We start from the raw sequence: 17,267 nt of genomic DNA on the forward strand, positions 1-17,267 counted from the left end.
GCGGGCTCCTCGGGTCGGTGGGACGGTCGGGAACAACGATCGAGCCACCCACTAGTAGACGACCAGTGACCGGTCAGTGGCGGAGGCGCGCCCGGGCGGCAGTCATCCACACCGGGTTTCCGCACGCCAGCGCGACGGCGAGGGCAGCGCGGTAGTGTTCGGCGGCCAGCGCGGCCTCGCCACGGCGGGTCGCCAGCTCCCCGAGCACCAGGTCGACCGGGCCGACGACGTAGGCGCCGGTGTCGGCGCCGCCCAGCCGGCCCCGGTAGGCCAGCAGGTCGGTGTAGGTCTCCGCCACCTCGCGCGGTGTGCCCAACTCCGCGACCACCATGCCGCGCAGCGTGAGGAAGAACGAGCGGAATCGGTCGTGGCGCACCGGTCGGGTCAGGCCGCGGGTCGATTCGGCGGCGCGCAGATCGCCCGCGGCGAGCAGGACCAGCACGTAGAAGTCGACCACCGTGTCCGACGGCACCGTCTCGGTGGACTCGATGAAGCCGGTGACCACCGGCGCCAGCTCCGCCAGCCGGCCCCGGTAGAGGTGGACCGTGAAGATGGCCATCAGCACGATGCCGTCCGCATTGAGAATGCCCGCGCCGGTGAGCAATTCACCGGCGCGCAGGTAGTGCCGCTCGGCGTCGTCGGGGTCGCCGGCGGCCAGCGCCAGTAGCCCGCGCGCCATCGCGTTGGCCAGCTGAGCCTGCCGCCACTGATAGCGGTCGGCCGTCACCGTGGTCGCCTCGACATGCTCGCGGGCCGCGGCCAGGTCCCCGGCGGAGGCGGCCGCTTGCAGCGCGATCGTGTGGCCCAGCAGCTGATACGTGTGATCGCCGGTGCGCCGCCCGATCTCGATCAGCTCGGCGCCCAGCACGCCCCGATCCGGGGTGTCGTAGAGCGACGCCCGGGCCTGCAGCACCGGCGCGAGCAGGGTGTCGTCGCCCAGCTCACGGGCGATCGCCTCGGCCTCGGCCGCCGCCGGGCTCGCCTGTTCGCCTGACTCGCCGCCGATCTCGTCGACCAGCGCCACGAGCAATCGGCAGCGATCCGCCGCAGACAGGCCGGGCAGGCGCAGCGCGTTCTCCAACCGGGCGACGATCGGGTGCTCGACCACGCCGTATTGCCGGTTCATCCACGGCGTCGGCGCGTCCCAGGCGGTGAACGCCCGCACCACCAGGTCCGGGCGATCGGCGTCCTCGGCCAGCCGCACCGCACGGTCACGAGCGGCACGCGCGGCCAGCGCGGACCCCGCGGAGAGGTGATCGTGACCGGCTCTGCCCAGCAACGCGACCCGTTCGTCGACGGTCTCGTCGCGGGGGAGTCGCTCCAGCGCGCCCACCGCGCGTTCGTAACCGGTCGCGGCAACGTCGTAGGCGAAACGCCGCTCGGCGCGTTCGGCCGCCGCCACCACGTAACGGGCGGCCCGCCGCGCCGTCTCCGGGGTCACCGATTCACCGAAATGATGGGCCAGGGCGGTCAGATCGTCCGGGGCGATCTCCTCGAGCGCGGCCCCGATCCGGCGATGCCAGCGATCGCGGCGCACCCGCGACAGATCCCCGAGCAGGGTGTCGCGAACCAGGACGTGAGTGAAACGGGCACGGCCGCTGGCGGGTTCGTCGAGCAGACCCGCCACGCTGCCCGCCTCGACCGCGTTCAGCACGTCCTCCTCGCCCACCTCCGCGGCCCGCAGCAGCACCGCGAGATCGAACTCCCGGCCGATCACCGCCGCCAGCCGCAGCAACGCCACATCGGTCTCCGGCAAGCGGGACAGTCTGCGACGCAGCACATCTCGCACGCCCTCGGGAACCTCCGACGCGGCGACCAGCTCACCCTCGCTGCTCAGCAGCCGCGCGGTCTCGGTGAGGTAGAAGGGGTTGCCGCCGGTGCGTTCGTGCAGGGTCGCCAGCACCGAGTCCGCAGGGGCGCTCCCGGTCAGCGCGGTGACGAGCCGGGCACTGTCCTCGAGGCCCAGGCCGCGCAACTGGATTCGCGTCCGGATCGTGGTCGCGAGACCGGCCAGCGCTTGGGTCAGCGCGGGCGGCGCCTCGTCGGGCCGGTAGCCGATCACGACGAACACCGGTGCCCGGGTCGCCGCTGCGGCGAGCAGGGCCGCTGTCTCGGCATCACAGCGATGCACGTCGTCGAAGAGAATCGCCAGCGGTCCCGCGGCCGCGACAGCGGTCAGGTAGTCGCACACCGCACGGTGCAGCAGGAACCTGCCGTGCGCGCGGTCGGCCTCGGGTGCGCCCGCGGTATCGGTGAGCAGGGGAGCGAGCGTGGGCGCGAGCCCGGCGGGGTCGTGCACGGCGGCCAAGGCGCGCAGGATCTCGACCCAGGGCCACGCCGAGGGCGCGGCCTCGTCCTCAGGGCAATGACCCAGCACGACGTGATAACCCGCATCTCGCAAGTCGTCATGCAGGCGGCGCAGCAGCGAGGACTTGCCACTGCCCGCCTCACCCACCACGGTCGCCGTCCGCGGACCGGAAGCAGCGGCCGCCGCGCGCAGAGACGCGAGTTCGGTTGCACGCCCGAGGAACTCCGGGATCACCGGACCCGGAACCGGATCGCGCGGCGGCGCGGCGACGGCGATCACCTGCTCCTGCACGGGGATCCGCTGGGCGAGGATATCGGCTTCGAGCCGGGCCAGGGCCGGTCCCGGATCGATGCCCAACTCCTCGGCGAGCACCTCGCGCGCCTGCCGCAGCGCCGCGAGCGCGTCGGCCTGGCGGCCCGCGCGATACCGGGCCAGCGCGGTGAGCCGCCACGCCTCCTCCCGCAACGGATGCTCCCGGCACAGCACCTCGGCCTCGGCCGCCGCCAGCGCCGGCTCGTCCTGTTCGAGCAGTGCCACCGCGAGCTGTTCGCGTGCGCTGAGCCGCAACTCCTCGAGTCGCACGGCCTCCGCGTTCGCCCAGGACTCCTGCGCGTACGCCCCGTACGCCGGACCCTGCCACGTGGCCAGGGCCCGCTCGAGCGCGCGCCGCCGTTCGCGTGGATCGTGCAGTCGCGCGGCCGCGTCCAGGTCGGCGCCGAACGCCCACGCGTCCACCTCGGCGGTGTCGAGTCGCAGCGCGTACCCGGGAGCACGGCTGATCAGCACCGTCGCCGGTGTCCGCGGCGCGCGATCGGGTTCGAGCAGTCGCCGCAGATTGGAGACGTACGCCTGAAGCGAGCCCAGCGCTCGGGGCGGCGGCTCGCCGCGCCACAGGTCATCGATCAACCGATCGACCGGCACCACATCGCCCCCGGCGACCAGCAGCCGCGCCAGCACCCCGCGTTGCCGCGGCCCGCCGAGATCGAGTTCCCCGCGCTCGCCGGTCGCGGTCAATGCGCCGAGTACCCGAATCCGAACCATGATCGCGTAAGTCTAGGACCGCCGCCCCCAAGTCCGCCTCGAGTCGATTCCAAGCGCGCCGAAGCACTCTGGTCGCAATCACCGACTTCGACAGGAGCAGCCATGAGCACCGACATCGCGCAGGCCCGGCCCGACACCTACGACATGGTGGTCGTGCACAACGCCTTTCGCCGCCACTTCCGCGCCCTGCCCGCCCTGGCGGCGGGCGTCGCCCCGGGCGATGTCGAGCGCGCCCGCGTCCTCGCCGACTTCCTGGCCGAACTGGGCACCGGGCTGCACAGCCATCACACCGGCGAGGACGAACTGATGTGGCCGCTGCTGCTCGAACGCGCCCCGATGGCCGCCGCCCTGGTCCTGCGCCTCGAGGAACAGCACGAACGCATCGCCGAACTCTCGACCCGCGCGCAGCGCGACGCCGCCGCGTTCGCCACGGCCGCCGACCCCGCCGCACGAGACCGGTTCGCGGCCACCGCCACCGCCCTCGCGGCCGCGTTGGACGAGCACCTCGCGGAGGAGGAGACTCACATCCTGTCGATCGTCGAGCAGGTCATGACCGTGCCGGAGTGGCGGGCGCTCGGCGAACGCGGGCGCGCGCACATGCCCAAGGATCGCCAGCTGGTCTTCCTCGGCTTCCTGCTGCACGCCGCCTCGGCGCCCGATCGGCGCAAGGTTCTCGCGGAGCTCCCGAGGACCGCGCGCCTGGCCTGGCGGCTGCTCGGCCGCCGCACCTTCGACCGCGAATATCGCCAGGTCTACGGCACCGAACCGAACTGGTGACAGATCAAATGAACGCTATTTAGTAATACGTGTTCACAAACCGGCCTGTGGTGTGGTTCACTCGACGTCGAACGTGTTCCAAAGGAGGTTCCGTGTCCGCGCCGTCCATTCCCAACGGTTTCGACTTCACCAACCCCGACCTGCTGGCCGAGCGCCTGCCGGTCGAGGAGTTCGCAGCTCTTCGCAAGCAAGCCGCTCCGTTCTGGGTGCCGCAGGCCGATGGCCTGACCGGCTTCGACGACGGCGGCTACTGGGCGATCTCCCAGATGGATGACATCAAGGAGATCTCCAAGAACCCCGAGCAGTTCTCCTCCGAGGAGAACACCGCGGTCATCCGCTTCTACGGCGACATCGCCCGCGAAGAGATCGAGGTGCAGCGCTACCTGCTGCTGAACATGGACCCGCCCAAGCACACCAAGCTGCGCCGCATCATCTCCAAGGGCTTCACCCCGCGCGCCATCGAGTCGCTGCGCAATGCGCTGCGCGAGCGCGCCGAGAAGATCGTGCACGAGGCCAAGAAGAACGGCTCGGGCAACTTCGTGGAGCAGGTCGCCTGCGAGCTGCCGCTGCAGGCTATCGCCGAGCTGATCGGCATCCCGCAGGAGGACCGCGGCAAGATCTTCGACTGGTCGAACCAGATGATCGGTTACGACGACCCGGAGTTCAACGGTGACCACAAGGTCGCCACCGCCGAGGTCATGGGCTACACCTACAACCTTGCCGAGCAGCGTCGCGCCTGCCCGATGGACGACATCGCCTCCACGCTGCTGCACGCCGACCTCGACGGCGAGTCGATGGCCTCGGACGAGTTCGCGTGGTTCATGATCCTGCTGTCGGTGGCCGGCAACGAGACCACCCGCAACGCCACCACGCACGGCATGAAGGCGTTCGTGGACAACCCCGATCAGTGGGAGATCTACAAGGAGCAGCGTCCGCGCACCGCTCCCGACGAGATCGTCCGCTGGGCCACCCCGGTCATCGCCTTCCAGCGCACCGCGACCGAGGACCTGGAGCTGTCGGGCGCCTCGATCAAGAAGGGGCAGCGAATCGGAATGTTCTACAGCGCGGCCAACTTCGACGAGAACTACTTCGAGGACCCGTACAAGTTCAACGTGCTGCGCAACCCGAACCCGCACGTCGGCTTCGGCGGCACCGGCACCCACTACTGCGTGGGCGCCAACCTGGCCCGCCTGCAGCTGGATCTGATCTTCAACGCGATCGCCGACGTGATGCCGAACCTCCGTCAGATCTCGGAGCCGGTTCGTCTGCGCTCCAGCTGGCTCAACGGCATCAAGAGCTGGGAAGTCGCCTACGAGTGAGCGATCGGGCCCCGGACGCGGTAACTTTTGATACCCCATCCGGGGCCCTGCTCGTTTCTACATTGGAGTCAACCATGAGTGAACCTCGCCGACGCGGACGAGCGCCGGCGGTCAGCGACGCCGATATCCGCCGCGTCGCGCGGTCACTACTGGTCGACCACGGCCCGGACGCGATCACGCTCCGGGCCATCGCCCGTGAACTGGGCATCACCGCCCCCGCGCTGTACCGCTATTACGAATCGCGCGACGACCTGGTCGCCGCCGTCCGCACCGACGTCTGCCTCGACCTGGCCAAGGATCTCGAGGCGTCGGTCGAGGGTCTGCCCGACGACGCCGGGATCCGCTTCTTCGCCATCTGCCGGGGCTTCCGCCGCTGGGCGCTGAACCACTCGCGGGAATTCACCCTGGTCTTCGCCTCGCCGGTGACCGCCGGAATCACCAGCGCCATGCAGCAATTCGGCGAACCGGTCGGCCGCATCTTCCTCGGGGCCGCGGGCCGCCTGCTCACCGACTACCAGGTTGTGACCACCCCCACCGAGCTGATCCCGCCGGAACTGCGCGACGACCTGATCACCTTCCAGACGGAACTGCTTCGCGTGCTGGCGGATTCGGGCCAGAAGTTCCCCGCCGAGAAACTCGACCTGGGCGTCAGCTACGTCATGATCCAGTTCTGGGCGCGCCTCTACGGCCACGTCACCCTCGAGGTCTTCGGCAACTACCCGATCCAGATCTCGCACCCCGACGTGCTCTTCGACTCCACCCTGGCCGATATCGGCCGCGGCATCGGCCTCGTCGCGCGCTGACCCGGCGTCACGAACCACGGTGGCCCGCAACCGATCCGGTTACGGGCCACCGGTCGGTCGCTTCGGTCAGGCCAGCATCTTGGCCTTGAGCGCGGCGATGTCGGCCGCGGTCAGCCCGAGGCCGTTGCTCACGTAGTTGGCGAAGCTGCCGTAGGACTTGTTCGCCTGGGCGAAGGCCGAGTCGAGCTCGGCGGCGGTCACGCCGTTGTTCACGTCGCCGGGGGCGGCATCGCGGTAGTAGCTGGACAGCATGAAGTCGTAGTAGACGGTGTCCTTGTCGACACCCAGCAGGGTCAGCAGCACCGCGCCCGCCCAGCCGGTGCGGTCCTTGCCCGCCGTGCAGTGGAACAGGACTCCGCCGTTGTTGTAGGCGATGTCGCGGATCACGTCGGCGAAGCCGGCGTTCGCGCCCGGAGCGGTGATGAACTGCGGATACGCGTTCGCCGCCGACGACGCCGTGCTCAGCCCCGATATCGGCGAGAGCCCGCCCAGGACGTCGTCATGGTGCTCGGCCGCTCCGGCGGGGATCTTGTCCGAGCCCGCGAGCAACTGCTCGTAGCCGGTGCGCAGATCGTGCACCGAGACCACATTGTGCGCGGCCAGCGACGCGACGTCGGCGGTGGTCGCCGAACTCAGTGCGGCGGTGCGGAATACCACACCGGTGCGGACGCTGTGACCGTCGGTGGTCCGGTACCCGCCCGCGTCGCGGGCATTCTGCACACCGGACAGGTTCAGCGAGCGCGTGGCCGGATCGAGCAGGACATTGGCGGTCGCGACCGGCGGATCGACCGCGAGCGCCAGGCCGGGCGAAACCCCGAAGGTCAAGGCGGCGGCCAGGACCACGGTCGCGCCGATCGTACGAGGTCGAATCATGGGTGTTCCCTTCGATAGACGCCCCGGCACCCGCCGGTGCGTACAACACCGGGCCGGGACAGCCGGCAGCCTAGCTGACGCCGTGTCTATCGAATGGATACTTTGTTAGTGACGGTCTGGTGTGGCCGAAAATGACAGCATCAGACGCTGAGGCGCGAACCTCCGGACGCGCCGACCATCTCGGCCACCGGGGGCTCGGCGGGGGCGCGCTCGTCGTCGAGAATGGGTTCGCTCAGGCCGATGCGCTGCTGGATGCGCTTCATCCAGGCCGGGGCCCACCAGCAACGGTCGCCCAGCAGCTTCATGACCGCCGGGACCAGCATCATGCGCAGGACGGTGGCGTCGATGATCAGGGCCGCGATCATGCCGTAGGCGATGTACTGCATGAGGACCAGGTCGGAGAAGGCGAACGCCCCGGTGACGACCAACAGGATCAGCGCGGCCGCGGTGATGATGCGACCGGTGTGCGCGGTGCCGGACCGGATCGCCTCCTCGGTGCTCGCGCCGCGAGCGCGGGCCTCGACCATGCGCGACAGGAGGAAGACCTCGTAGTCGGTGGAGAGGCCGTAGATGATGGCGATGATGAGGAACAGGATGTTCGCCTGAATCGGCTGCGGCGTGAAGTTGAGCAGCGTCGCGCCGTGACCCTCGGTGAAGATCCAGGTGAGGATGCCGAGGGTCGAGCCCAGGCCCAGCACGCTCATCAACGCGGCCTTCAGCGGCAGCACCAGGGAACCGAAGGTCAGGAACATCAGGATCGTGGTCGCGGCCAGGACCAGCGCGATCATCAGAGGGAGACGGTCGAGCAGCGCGGCGATGGTGTCGTGCTGGACCGTGGGGACGCCGGTCACCATGAGGGTGGTGCCGTCGGCGGTCTCCAGATTGCGCAGGAAGTCGATCGTCTTGTCGTACTTGCTGGAATCGACCAGATACGCCTGGGTCTTGTAGATCGTCGGATCGGTCTGGGACCGGGTCGGGATCTCGAAACCCGAGGGCAGCAGACCGGGGGCGAAGCTCGCCCGCTCGACCAGCGGACCCACCTCGGTGCTGTCACCGGTGACGATGACCAATTCGATCGGGTCGGATTTGCGCAGCGGGAAATAGGTGTCGATCTCGTGCTGGGCCACCCGCACCGCATTGTCCGGCGGCAGATACTTCTCGCTGAAACCGCCGAAAGCGATATTGCGCACCGGCAGGATCAGCACCAGCAGGCCGAGAATCAGCAGCGCGGTGATCTTGCGCGGATGCCGCATCACCCAAGCGGTGCAGCGGCCCCAGAAGCTCTGCTCCACATCGCGGGCCGCGTCGGCGCGCCGGAATCGCTCGATGCCCAGGGCGTTCACCCGCGGGCCCAGGATCGCCAGCATCGCCGGCAGAATCGTGACCGCCGTGAACGCGGCCAGGCTGACCGTGGCGATCGCACCGTAGGCGATCGACTTCAGGAAGCCCTGGGGGAACAACAGCATCCCGGCCAGACTCGCGACGATCATGGTCGCGGAGAACACCACCGTGCGGCCCGCGGTCGTCACCGAACGCCGCACCGCGGTCGGGGCGTCGTACCCGGCGGCCACCTCCTCCCGGAAGCGGCTCACGATGAACAACGCGTAGTCGATGGCCAAGCCGAGCCCGATCATCGAAACGACCGGAGCGACGAACGAATTCACCTCGGCGACATTGGTGATCCCCCGCACGATGCCGTTCGCGCCCAGAATCGTCAGCACACCGATCATGAGCGGCAGCGCCGCCGCGACCACGCCGCCGAAGATGAAGAACAACAGAATCGCGACCGCCGGGATCGCCAGCAATTCCATGCGATGGGTGTCGGCGGAGATGGTGTCGGTCAGCGCGGTCCCGATGGGTTGCAGCCCACCGACCTTCACATCGATGCCCGGCACCGCGAACGCGTTCTTCACCTGCACGTAGTGCGCCGACAGCGCGTCACCGGTCTCACCCTTGAGGGCGATGGAGGCGACCGCGCGCGTCTTGTCCTTGGTGGCCAGGCCCGACTGTGAGCCCAGGGTCGTCGTCACCCCGGGCCAGTAGGTGGCGTTGACCGCCTGCACCGCGTCGGGGAACCGCGTGGTGAGGTTGTTGAGACTGTCCACCACCGGCTGATTCACGGCGGGATCGTCGACGGTCGTCCCGTCCGGGAAGTGATAGATGATGACCATGTCCGCGGCGTGATTCGGCCCGAACGCGCCCGCCGCCAGCTCCGCGGCCTGCACCGACTCCGAATTCGGGTCGTCCAGACCGCCCGCGCTGAGGCGACCCTCGAACCCCAGCGAGTACGCGCCGAGGGCCAGCAGGGCGGCCGCGGCCGCGCCCAGAACGAGGAAGCGATAGCGGGCGACGAGTTGTCCCCATAGCGCGAAGACATCGCGTTCGCGCGGGCGGCGGCTCGTGGTCATACTGCACGGTAACAGGCATGATCAGAATTAATTAAAAGCCTTGTCTGGCAATACAATTAGAATTACTAGAAACGTGATTTCATGATAGATGAAAGGTATTTATCGAGGTCGCGAAATCAGCCGGCCGCGAGACGGGGTCGGCGCAATGAGCCCATGCGGCGAATGATGCGCGGACGCCGCAGGTCACGGGCCATCCACTCACCCAGGGTGACACCGGCGGCCAGCGCCAGACCGACCGCGAACGCACTGAACAATTGGTTCAGCCCGATCAGCAGTTCGTCATTGAGCAATGCGTACAGCCCGCGATAGACCTTCAGGCCCGGCAGCAGGGGAGTGATGCCCGCGACCGCCACCACCAGCGGGGGCGTCAGCGCGCGCCGGGCCAGCAGGCCACCGGCAAGACCCACCACGGTGGCGGCCACGCCCGAGGAGACGACCGGCCCGAACCCGAAATGCTGGGCCAGCAGATAGACCACGGTCGCCGCGCCACCGCTGAACGCGGCCGCCGCGAGCGCCCGCTGCTCGGCATAACAGGCCAGCGCGAACGCGCCGGCGGTCACCGCACCCGCGAACAGCTTGAGCGGCAGATTCGTCAGGTCGCGGGTCGAGACCATCTCGACCGTCGGCACCGTCGCCTCGAACACCTCCGCCACCCGCAGCGTGAGCGCGATCCCACCGATGATCCCGACGGTCATCATGATCACTTCCAGCATGCGCGCCGACGCGGTCACCGGCGCCCCGGTGATCGCGTCCTCCACCGCGCCCACCAGTTGTAAACCGGCCAGCAGCACCGCGATTCCGGCCGCGATGATCAGGGCCGGGTCCAGACGCAGTCCGGCCGCGAAGGTGGACACCAGAACCGCGGGCGTCGCGGCGATGACGCCGCCCATCATGTGCTGGAAGAAGAACGGCAGCCCGCGCCGGTTCAGCAGCCGGTTGGTGCGGTCGATGAGCATGGTGGTCACGAAACTCAGCAGCCCGATCAGCCAGCCGCCGTTGAGCAACAGCGCCACCGCCGCCGCCATCAGCGCCCAGCCCAGCGTCGCCGACCACCGCGGGTACGGGTGTGGCGCGGAGGTGATCTCGTCGAGGGCGGACAGCGCGTCCTGCGGCGGCACCAGTTCGCTGCGGATGCGCCGGGTCAGCCGGTCCACCGCGGCGAGCCGGGTGAAGTCGAGCGACCGGTAGTGCACGACCCGCATGGTGGTGGCCGGCGGCAGCCGGGTGCCGCGGTCGGCGGAGATACGGATCGAGTTGTAGGTGACGTCGATATCGCATTTGGACAGCCCGTAGGTGGCGGCGATGAACTCGATCTGAGTGGTGGTGTCCATCACCGCCGTGCCCGAGGCCAGCACGACTTCCCCGACCCGCTCGGCCAGATCCAGCACCTCGGTCACGGTCGCGTCGTCGGTGAGATCGATCGGCTGGACCGGGGCGGGCGCCTCCACGACGGTGTCCACGGTGGCGCGCTGATCAGCGACGACGTGATCGGAGACGGTGGTGAGCAGGCGGCGCCACCACCGGGTGCGCAGCCCCGCGGGCAGACCCGGCGACTCGACGGCCACCTCATTGCTCACGGTAAGAAACGTACACGGGCGATCCAGATCACCAGGATGAGCACAGCCGGAGCAGTAGTGTTTTGGGTATGGCGACGAGCGGCGTTTCGATCTCCGAAGAGCTACGCACGGCACTCGACGGCCCCTGGCGGGAGGTGCGCCAACGGGCCCGCGCAGTCCTCGACGACGACCGCCTGTTCGCCGATCCGAGCCTCGATCTGAAAGCCGCGCGGGCACGGGTGCTGGAGCAGATGGGGCTGGTCTCCTCCTTCGGCTGGGTCGAATCCGGCTTCCGTCACCCCGACGGCACCCCCGGTGACGCGGGCGCGGTCGTCACCGCGCTCGAGATGCTCGCCTACAACGATCTGTCGCTGTGGGTGAAAAGCGGTGTGCAATGGGGGCTTTTCGGCGGCGCGGTCGAGAACCTCGGCACCGAGCGGCACCGCGAGTACCTCGACGAGCTGATCCCGCTGCGACTGCTCGGCTGCTTCGCCATGACCGAGACCGGCCACGGCAGCGATGTCGCCAACCTGGAGACCACCGCCACCTACGACCCGGCCACCCGGGAGTTCGTGGTGCACAGCCCGACTCCCTCGGCGCGCAAGGACTACATCGGCGGCGCGGCCGAACACGCCCGCATGGCAGCGGTTTTCGCGCAGCTGATCACCGGCGGGCAGAGCCAGGGCGTGCACTGCTTCCTGGTCCCCATCCGCGACGAGGCCGGCGGTGACCTGCCCGGCGTGACCACCTCCGACTGTGGCTACAAGGGCGGTCTGCCGGGCGTCGACAATGGCCGAATCCTGTTCGACCAGGTCCGGATTCCGCGCGAGAACCTGCTCAACCGGTACGCCGACGTGGCCCAGGACGGCACCTACAGCTCCGAGATCGAGAACCCGAGCCGCCGCTTCTTCACCACCCTGGGCACCCTGGTGCGCGGGCGGGTCAGCGTCGGCGGCGCGGCGGCCGCCGCGGCCCGGGTCGCGCTGAGCATCGCGGTCCGCTACGGCGAGCAGCGCCGGCAGTTCGCCGACCCCGACACCGGGGAGGAGACGGTGCTGATGGACTACCGCAGCCATCAGCGCCGCCTGCTGCCGCTGGTAGCCCGCTCCTACGCACTGGCTTTCGCGCAGAACGATCTCGTGTACCGCATGCATCTGGTGCAGACCGGGCAGGAGAACGACCCGCGGGCCCGGCGCGCGCTGGAGAACCGGGCCGCCGGACTCAAGGTGGCGCAGACGCGCTTCGCCACCGCCGCCATTCAGGAATGCCGCGAAGCCTGCGGCGGCGCGGGCTATCTCACCGAGAACCGCCTGGTGACCCTGAAGGCCGATACCGACGTCTTCACGACGTTCGAAGGTGACAATGTCGTCTTGACCCAGTTGGTGGCCAAGGATCTGCTGACCGCCTACGCCGACGAGGTCCGCGATCTCGACGCGCTCGGCTGGGTGAAGTTCGCCGCCACCATGGCCCGCGACGTGGTGCGCGAGCGATCCGGTGTGCGCCAGATGATTCAGCGTCTGCGCGACCGCGGCGACGACACCGTCGACGAGGGCGACCTGTCGCGGCGCTCGATCCAGTTGCAGTTGTTCGCCGACCGCGAGGACTACCTGGTCCGGACGGCCGGACACCGGTTGCGGGCCCGCGCGAAGGAGACCGGGCCGTTCGAGGCCTTCAACAACGCCCAGGATCACATCCTGGCCGCGGGGTCGGCGCACATCGAGCGCTTGGTGCTGGAGGCCTTCATCGACGGCATCGCCGCGATCGAGGATCCGGAGGCGCGGGCGCTGGCCGACACCGTCTGCGATCTGTTCGTCTACTCGGCCATCGAGCAGAATCAGGCCTGGTACATCATGCACCGGTTCATGTCGGTGGAGCGGGCCAAGTCGGTGCGGCGCGGGGTGAACGAACTCGTGGACCGGCTACGGCCGCAGGCGCTCACGCTGATCGAGGGCCTGGGTGTGCCGGAAGGTCTGCTGCGCGCGGCGATGCTCGGCTGAGATGGCAAGGCTGTGCTGAACCGTCCGGCCGCTGCGGGAACGGGCCGCGCTGCGCGAATGAACGCGGACGCTATCGTGCAGACGTGAGCAGACCGACCACCCCCGTCCCCGAGCTCCCGGCGGCCCGGCCCCACCCGGCCACCCTGCCCGCCGTGATCCTGGCGGGGGTGATCGTCACCCTGCTTGTGCCGCTGACCTTTCCGTCCGGCGGCGGCTCGACGAGCGCGGACCTGACCCTCGAGAACGGCATCCACTCGGCGCTCGACGCCCACACCTGGGTGTACCGAGTGCTGGTGTTCCCCAGTAACAGTCCCGTCGTGCTGACCCTGCTGGCCGTGTCCGCCGCGTGGCTGGCCTACCGGCGGCTGTGGTGGCAGGCGGGTTTCGCGCTGATCGCCCCGGAACTGGTGGTGGCGGTCAATACCTATGCGCTCAAACCGTTCTGGGAACGCAAGCTCGAGCACTATCTGGCCTACCCGAGCGGGCACACCGTGCAGTTGGTCGCCGTGGTGACCGCGTTCGCGCTCGTGACCGAATCCGCACGGGTACACCGGGCCACGGTGGTCGTCATGGTGGTGGTGCTGCCCGCCGTCATGATCGGCATGGTCGGTCTCGGATACCACCATCCGACCGATGTGGTCGGCGGCACCGCGGCCGCCGTGGCGCTCGTGACAGCCCTCTACCTGCCGTGCCGCTACCTCGCGGCAACCACCGCGGGACGGGCGGCTAATACAGCGACGCCGCCCCCGCCAGAATGAACCAGACCACCCACAGCGCCGCGATGATGAAGCCCAGGGTGAGCATCACCCGCATGGCCCCGCGGCCCACCTCGATTCGGTCGCTGCGGCGCGGGTAGAGCTTCCACGGGCTGAACCACGGCGACGGCATGACGAAACCGCGGCCCGCCGAGGCGTGCTCCTGCTCCAAGCGGGCCTGCTCCAAGGCGTACGCCTCGGCCTGCGCCTGCTGGGGGCCGCCGTGCCACAGGGTCGGATCGACCGGGCCCATGAAGCCCTCGTTCAGCAGATCCTGCGGGGCGGGCAGATACGGCAGGATCCCCAGGCCGCGGAACGCCCACGCCACGTCATTGGCCGACCACTGCGGGCGTCCCCGCGACAGCAGACCCGTGAAATGGTCACGCAGCCGCCGCTCGTCGCCCAGCAGTACCTGGAAGCTCGGGTCGTTCCACAGCTGGGTGACCTTCAGATTCGACCCCGGCGGCGGCACCACCAGCACGATGCCGTGGATGACCCGCTGCCCGAGTCCCCGCTCGGCCAGCCAGGTCTGCAACGCGAAGGTGTGATCGCGGGACTTGTCCAGGGGGCTGCGCTTGTCGCCGCCCTCGAAGGTGACGATCCGGTCCCCGACCCGCCACGGGCCGTTGACCGGCACCTGCAGCTCGCCGTCGAGCCGCTCGCCCAGCGCCTCGGCCTCGATCACCACGCAGCTGGTCGGCGTCCACACCACCGCGTCGAAGGGATGCAGCTTATCGCCGTGGAACAGACTGCAATTGACGGTCGCGACACCCTGGGGGTCGGTGCTGCCCTTCCAGGTTCGCAGCCAGTCGATCAGCACCCTCTCGGCGTGCGTGCCGGCGGCGTTCTGCACTCGGACGAGCATCGGCTCTCACCTTCCTCGTCGGATCGGTACCGCGAATGGTACGGGCACAACGCCCCAAACTACCGCCGGGCGCGCCGCCGCGCTCAGTTCCGGTGGTCCGCCGGGAAAATCGGCAGCCGCAACGCGCCCGGAGCGAACTCCGGCACCGCCGCCGACTGCGGTGCGACGGGGCTGATCCGACGGTACGCGGCGCCCAGCGGCGGCCGCGGATCGACCTCGTTTCGGTTGGGCCAGAACGCCATTGCGCGCTCGGCCTGCGCGGTGATGGTCAGCGACGGGTTCACGCCCAGGTTCGCCGTCACCGCCGAACCGTCGGCCACGTGCAGACCCGGATGGCCGTACACGCGCTGATACGGGTCCACCACACCGCTTTCCGGCCCCTCGCCGATGACGCAGCCGCCGATGTAGTGCGCGGTGGCGGGAATGTTGAACACGTCCATCGCCAGCATCTGCACATCGCCGTCGACGCGCTCGCCGAAGCGGCGGCCGACCTCGTGAGCCAAGGGGATCCAGGTCGGATTCGGCTTGCCCATGCCCTGTTTAGTCTTCAGCTGCCCCCAGCGCCGGAACGAGGTCAGCGAATTGTCCAGCGACTGCATGACCAGCAGGATGACCGAGCGCTCCGAGGCCCGGCGCGCGTTGAGGCTGCGCGCGAACACCACCGGATGCAGCACCATGGCCAGCAGGAAGCGCAGGAACCGGAACGCGCCGCCGTCGACGATCGGCACCGACAGCGGGAACAGGCCGTTCTGTCCCTTGCCGTAGTGGCAGACCTCGACGTGGGTGTCGGGTTCGGGGTGGATGGAGGAGGTGATGGCGATGCCCTCGGCGAAATCGTCGCGGGACTTGCTCACCACATTGAGAATCGCCTCGGAGTTGGAGCGGGTCAGCTCGCCCAGCCGCGGCGACAGGTTCGGCAGCACGCCCTCGTCACGCATCTTGTGCAGCAGCTTCTGGGTGCCCAGCGCGGCCGCCGCGAACACCACCTGCTCGGCGGTGAACACCTTGCGGCCCTTGCGGACCCAGCGGTCCGAGCGTTCGGTCTCGATGGCGTAGCCGCCGCCGGTCATGGGCCGCACCTTGGTGGCCGTGGTGAGTTCGAACACGTGCGCACCGGCCTGCTCGGCCAGGTACAGGTAGTTCTTGGGGGTGGTGTTCTTTGCGTTGTGCGGGCAGCCGGTGAAACAGCGCGCGCAGTGGATGCAGCCGTTGCGCCGCGGGCCCGCGCCGCCGAAGTAGGGGTCCTCGACCTCCTCGCCGGGGGCGGCCTCGTTGAAGAACACGCCGACCCGGGTGGGGTGGAAGGTGTCGCCCACGCCCAGATCGGCTGCCACCGAACGGATCACGTCGTCGGCCGGGGTCATGCGCGGGTTCTCGGTCACACCGAGCATCCGCTGGGCCTGGTCGTAGTAGGGCGCGAGCTCTGAGCGCCAGTCGGTGATGTGGGCCCACTGGCGGTCGGTGTAGAAGGCCGGGAGCGGCTCGTAGAGGGTATTGCCGTAGATCAGCGACCCGCCGCCCACGCCCGCCGCCGAGAACACCGCGCACTTGCCCAGCACGCTGATCCGCTGGGTGCCGGTCAGGCCCAGACGCGGGGCCCAGATCGCCTTGCGCACATTCCAGTTCGTCTTGGGGATGTCCTCGGCGTTCCAGCGGCGGCCGGATTCCAGCACGGCCACCCGGTAGCCCTTCTCGCTCAGGCGCAGCGCGCTGACGCTACCCCCGAAGCCGGAGCCGATCACGACGACGTCATAGTCGAAGTCGGGCATGGTCTTTCCTCTCGCGGTCCCAACCAGATGTGAGAAGGATTGCACACAACTCTCTCACGGAGTAGGTTCGCGTCCGGCGCGGCGGCGTGCCCGGATGGTGATGGCGCGCCGATTGCGGTAGGACGGGGACTGTGACAACCGAGCGGAACGCCGAACCGGTGTACAGCGACCGCATCCTGACCGTGCCCAATGTGCTCAGCTTGGTGCGGCTGATCGGCGTACCGGTGTTCCTGTGGCTGCTGCTGGTCGAGAAGGCCGACGGCTGGGCCTTCGCGCTGCTGGTCGCCAGCGGTTTCACCGACTTCCTCGACGGCAAGCTGGCCCGGCTACTGGATCAATCGTCCAAATTGGGTGCCATCCTGGATCCGCTGGTCGACCGGCTCTACCTGCTGGCGACGCTGGGCGGCTTCCTGATTCGCGGCATCCTGCCCTGGTGGGTGGTGCTGATCCTGGTCGCCCGCGACGGCATCCTGACCCTCACCCTGGGCATCTACAAGCGTCGCGACCTGCCCCCGCCCGAGGTCATCTACCTGGGCAAGGCCGCCACCTTCGCGCTCATGTCGGCGCTGCCCTGGCTGCTGGCCGGGCAGATGGACTGGGCCGCCGCGGGTTTCGGCCGTGCCTTCGGTGGGGCATTCTTGATCTGGGGCACGGCGGTCTACGTCTGGACCGGAATCCTGTACCTCGGCAAAGCCCTCGCCGTGGCCCGAGCGATACCGCCCGTGCCACACCATGATCACTCCCGATAGGGTGTGCGACGGACGGATCGACGACGATCCCGAGAGGAACCGCCCGT

General features: G+C 69.1%; 12 protein-coding genes. 6 read left to right on the forward strand and 6 right to left on the reverse strand.

Features of this window, described 5'->3' with window-relative positions; all coding sequences use genetic code 11:
• Nucleotides 1–73: 73 nt before the first annotated feature.
• On the reverse strand, nucleotides 74–3,349 hold the full coding sequence (locus tag ABZ382_RS06345) for a BTAD domain-containing putative transcriptional regulator (RefSeq protein ID WP_357084976.1): 3,276 nt from the start codon (nucleotides 3,347–3,349) through the stop codon (nucleotides 74–76).
• A 102-nt stretch (nucleotides 3,350–3,451) separates the two neighbouring features.
• On the opposite strand from ABZ382_RS06345, the gene ABZ382_RS06350 reads away from it, so the two are divergent.
• The 3 genes from ABZ382_RS06350 to ABZ382_RS06360 all read left to right on the forward strand — a co-directional run bounded on the left by ABZ382_RS06350 (nucleotide 3,452) and on the right by ABZ382_RS06360 (nucleotide 6,248).
• Complete coding sequence (locus tag ABZ382_RS06350) at nucleotides 3,452–4,126, forward strand: hemerythrin domain-containing protein (RefSeq protein ID WP_357084979.1); 675 nt, start codon at nucleotides 3,452–3,454, stop codon at nucleotides 4,124–4,126.
• Nucleotides 4,127–4,218: 92 nt separating this feature from the next.
• Complete coding sequence (locus ABZ382_RS06355; protein WP_357084982.1) at nucleotides 4,219–5,445, forward strand: cytochrome P450; 1,227 nt, start codon at nucleotides 4,219–4,221, stop codon at nucleotides 5,443–5,445.
• A 74-nt stretch (nucleotides 5,446–5,519) separates the two neighbouring features.
• Nucleotides 5,520–6,248, forward strand: a complete 729-nt coding sequence (locus ABZ382_RS06360; protein WP_357084985.1) for a TetR/AcrR family transcriptional regulator — start codon at nucleotides 5,520–5,522, stop codon at nucleotides 6,246–6,248.
• A 66-nt stretch (nucleotides 6,249–6,314) separates the two neighbouring features.
• Here ABZ382_RS06360 and ABZ382_RS06365 read toward each other — a convergent pair whose 3' ends face one another.
• The 3 genes from ABZ382_RS06365 to ABZ382_RS06375 form a co-directional block, all read right to left on the reverse strand.
• Nucleotides 6,315–7,121, reverse strand: coding sequence for a tyrosine-protein phosphatase (locus ABZ382_RS06365; RefSeq protein ID WP_357084988.1), 807 nt, complete (start codon nucleotides 7,119–7,121; stop codon nucleotides 6,315–6,317).
• 140 nt (nucleotides 7,122–7,261) lie between these two features.
• Nucleotides 7,262–9,529, reverse strand: coding sequence for an MMPL family transporter (locus tag ABZ382_RS06370; RefSeq protein WP_357084990.1), 2,268 nt, complete (start codon nucleotides 9,527–9,529; stop codon nucleotides 7,262–7,264).
• Nucleotides 9,530–9,645: 116 nt separating this feature from the next.
• Nucleotides 9,646–11,037 carry a threonine/serine exporter family protein gene (locus ABZ382_RS06375; protein ID WP_357085898.1) on the reverse strand — a complete coding sequence of 464 codons (1,392 nt, stop codon included), beginning with the start codon at nucleotides 11,035–11,037 and terminating at the stop codon, nucleotides 9,646–9,648.
• A 137-nt stretch (nucleotides 11,038–11,174) separates the two neighbouring features.
• Here ABZ382_RS06375 and ABZ382_RS06380 point away from each other — a divergent pair, with 137 nt between their 5' ends.
• Both ABZ382_RS06380 and ABZ382_RS06385 read left to right on the forward strand, forming a co-directional pair.
• Nucleotides 11,175–13,082: an acyl-CoA dehydrogenase gene (locus ABZ382_RS06380; RefSeq protein ID WP_357084995.1), complete on the forward strand. Its 1,908-nt coding sequence runs from the start codon at nucleotides 11,175–11,177 to the stop codon at nucleotides 13,080–13,082.
• A gap of 83 nt (nucleotides 13,083–13,165) precedes the next feature.
• Nucleotides 13,166–13,840, forward strand: a complete 675-nt coding sequence (locus tag ABZ382_RS06385; RefSeq protein WP_357084998.1) for a phosphatase PAP2 family protein — start codon at nucleotides 13,166–13,168, stop codon at nucleotides 13,838–13,840.
• On the opposite strand, the gene ABZ382_RS06390 is transcribed toward ABZ382_RS06385, so the two are convergent.
• Both ABZ382_RS06390 and ABZ382_RS06395 read right to left on the reverse strand, forming a co-directional pair.
• Nucleotides 13,809–14,702, reverse strand: coding sequence for a nuclease-related domain-containing protein (locus tag ABZ382_RS06390; RefSeq protein ID WP_357085001.1), 894 nt, complete (start codon nucleotides 14,700–14,702; stop codon nucleotides 13,809–13,811). The two genes, ABZ382_RS06385 and ABZ382_RS06390, sit on opposite strands and share 32 nt — an antisense overlap.
• Before the next feature lie 83 nt (nucleotides 14,703–14,785).
• A complete protein-coding gene (locus tag ABZ382_RS06395) occupies nucleotides 14,786–16,471 on the reverse strand; it encodes a GMC family oxidoreductase (RefSeq protein ID WP_357085004.1) in 1,686 nt (561 codons plus the stop codon).
• 131 nt (nucleotides 16,472–16,602) lie between these two features.
• On the opposite strand from ABZ382_RS06395, the gene ABZ382_RS06400 reads away from it, so the two are divergent.
• Nucleotides 16,603–17,220 (forward strand): CDP-alcohol phosphatidyltransferase family protein, encoded by a 618-nt coding sequence (locus ABZ382_RS06400; protein WP_357085007.1) that lies wholly within the window; start codon nucleotides 16,603–16,605, stop codon nucleotides 17,218–17,220.
• Nucleotides 17,221–17,267 lie beyond the last annotated feature (47 nt).

This window comes from Nocardia sp. NPDC005825 (assembly GCF_040630175.1).
GTDB lineage: Bacteria > Actinomycetota > Actinomycetes > Mycobacteriales > Mycobacteriaceae > Nocardia.

Coding starts and splice junctions, on each gene's coding strand:
- ABZ382_RS06360 (WP_357084985.1), top strand. CDS start 5,520: ATGAGTGAACCTCGCCGACGCGGACGAGCGCCGGCGGTCAGCGACGCC.
- ABZ382_RS06390 (WP_357085001.1), bottom strand. CDS start 14,702: ATGCTCGTCCGAGTGCAGAACGCCGCCGGCACGCACGCCGAGAGGGTG.
- ABZ382_RS06365 (WP_357084988.1), bottom strand. CDS start 7,121: ATGATTCGACCTCGTACGATCGGCGCGACCGTGGTCCTGGCCGCCGCC.
- ABZ382_RS06345 (WP_357084976.1), bottom strand. CDS start 3,349: ATGGTTCGGATTCGGGTACTCGGCGCATTGACCGCGACCGGCGAGCGC.
- ABZ382_RS06350 (WP_357084979.1), top strand. CDS start 3,452: ATGAGCACCGACATCGCGCAGGCCCGGCCCGACACCTACGACATGGTG.
- ABZ382_RS06380 (WP_357084995.1), top strand. CDS start 11,175: ATGGCGACGAGCGGCGTTTCGATCTCCGAAGAGCTACGCACGGCACTC.
- ABZ382_RS06395 (WP_357085004.1), bottom strand. CDS start 16,471: ATGCCCGACTTCGACTATGACGTCGTCGTGATCGGCTCCGGCTTCGGG.
- ABZ382_RS06370 (WP_357084990.1), bottom strand. CDS start 9,529: ATGACCACGAGCCGCCGCCCGCGCGAACGCGATGTCTTCGCGCTATGG.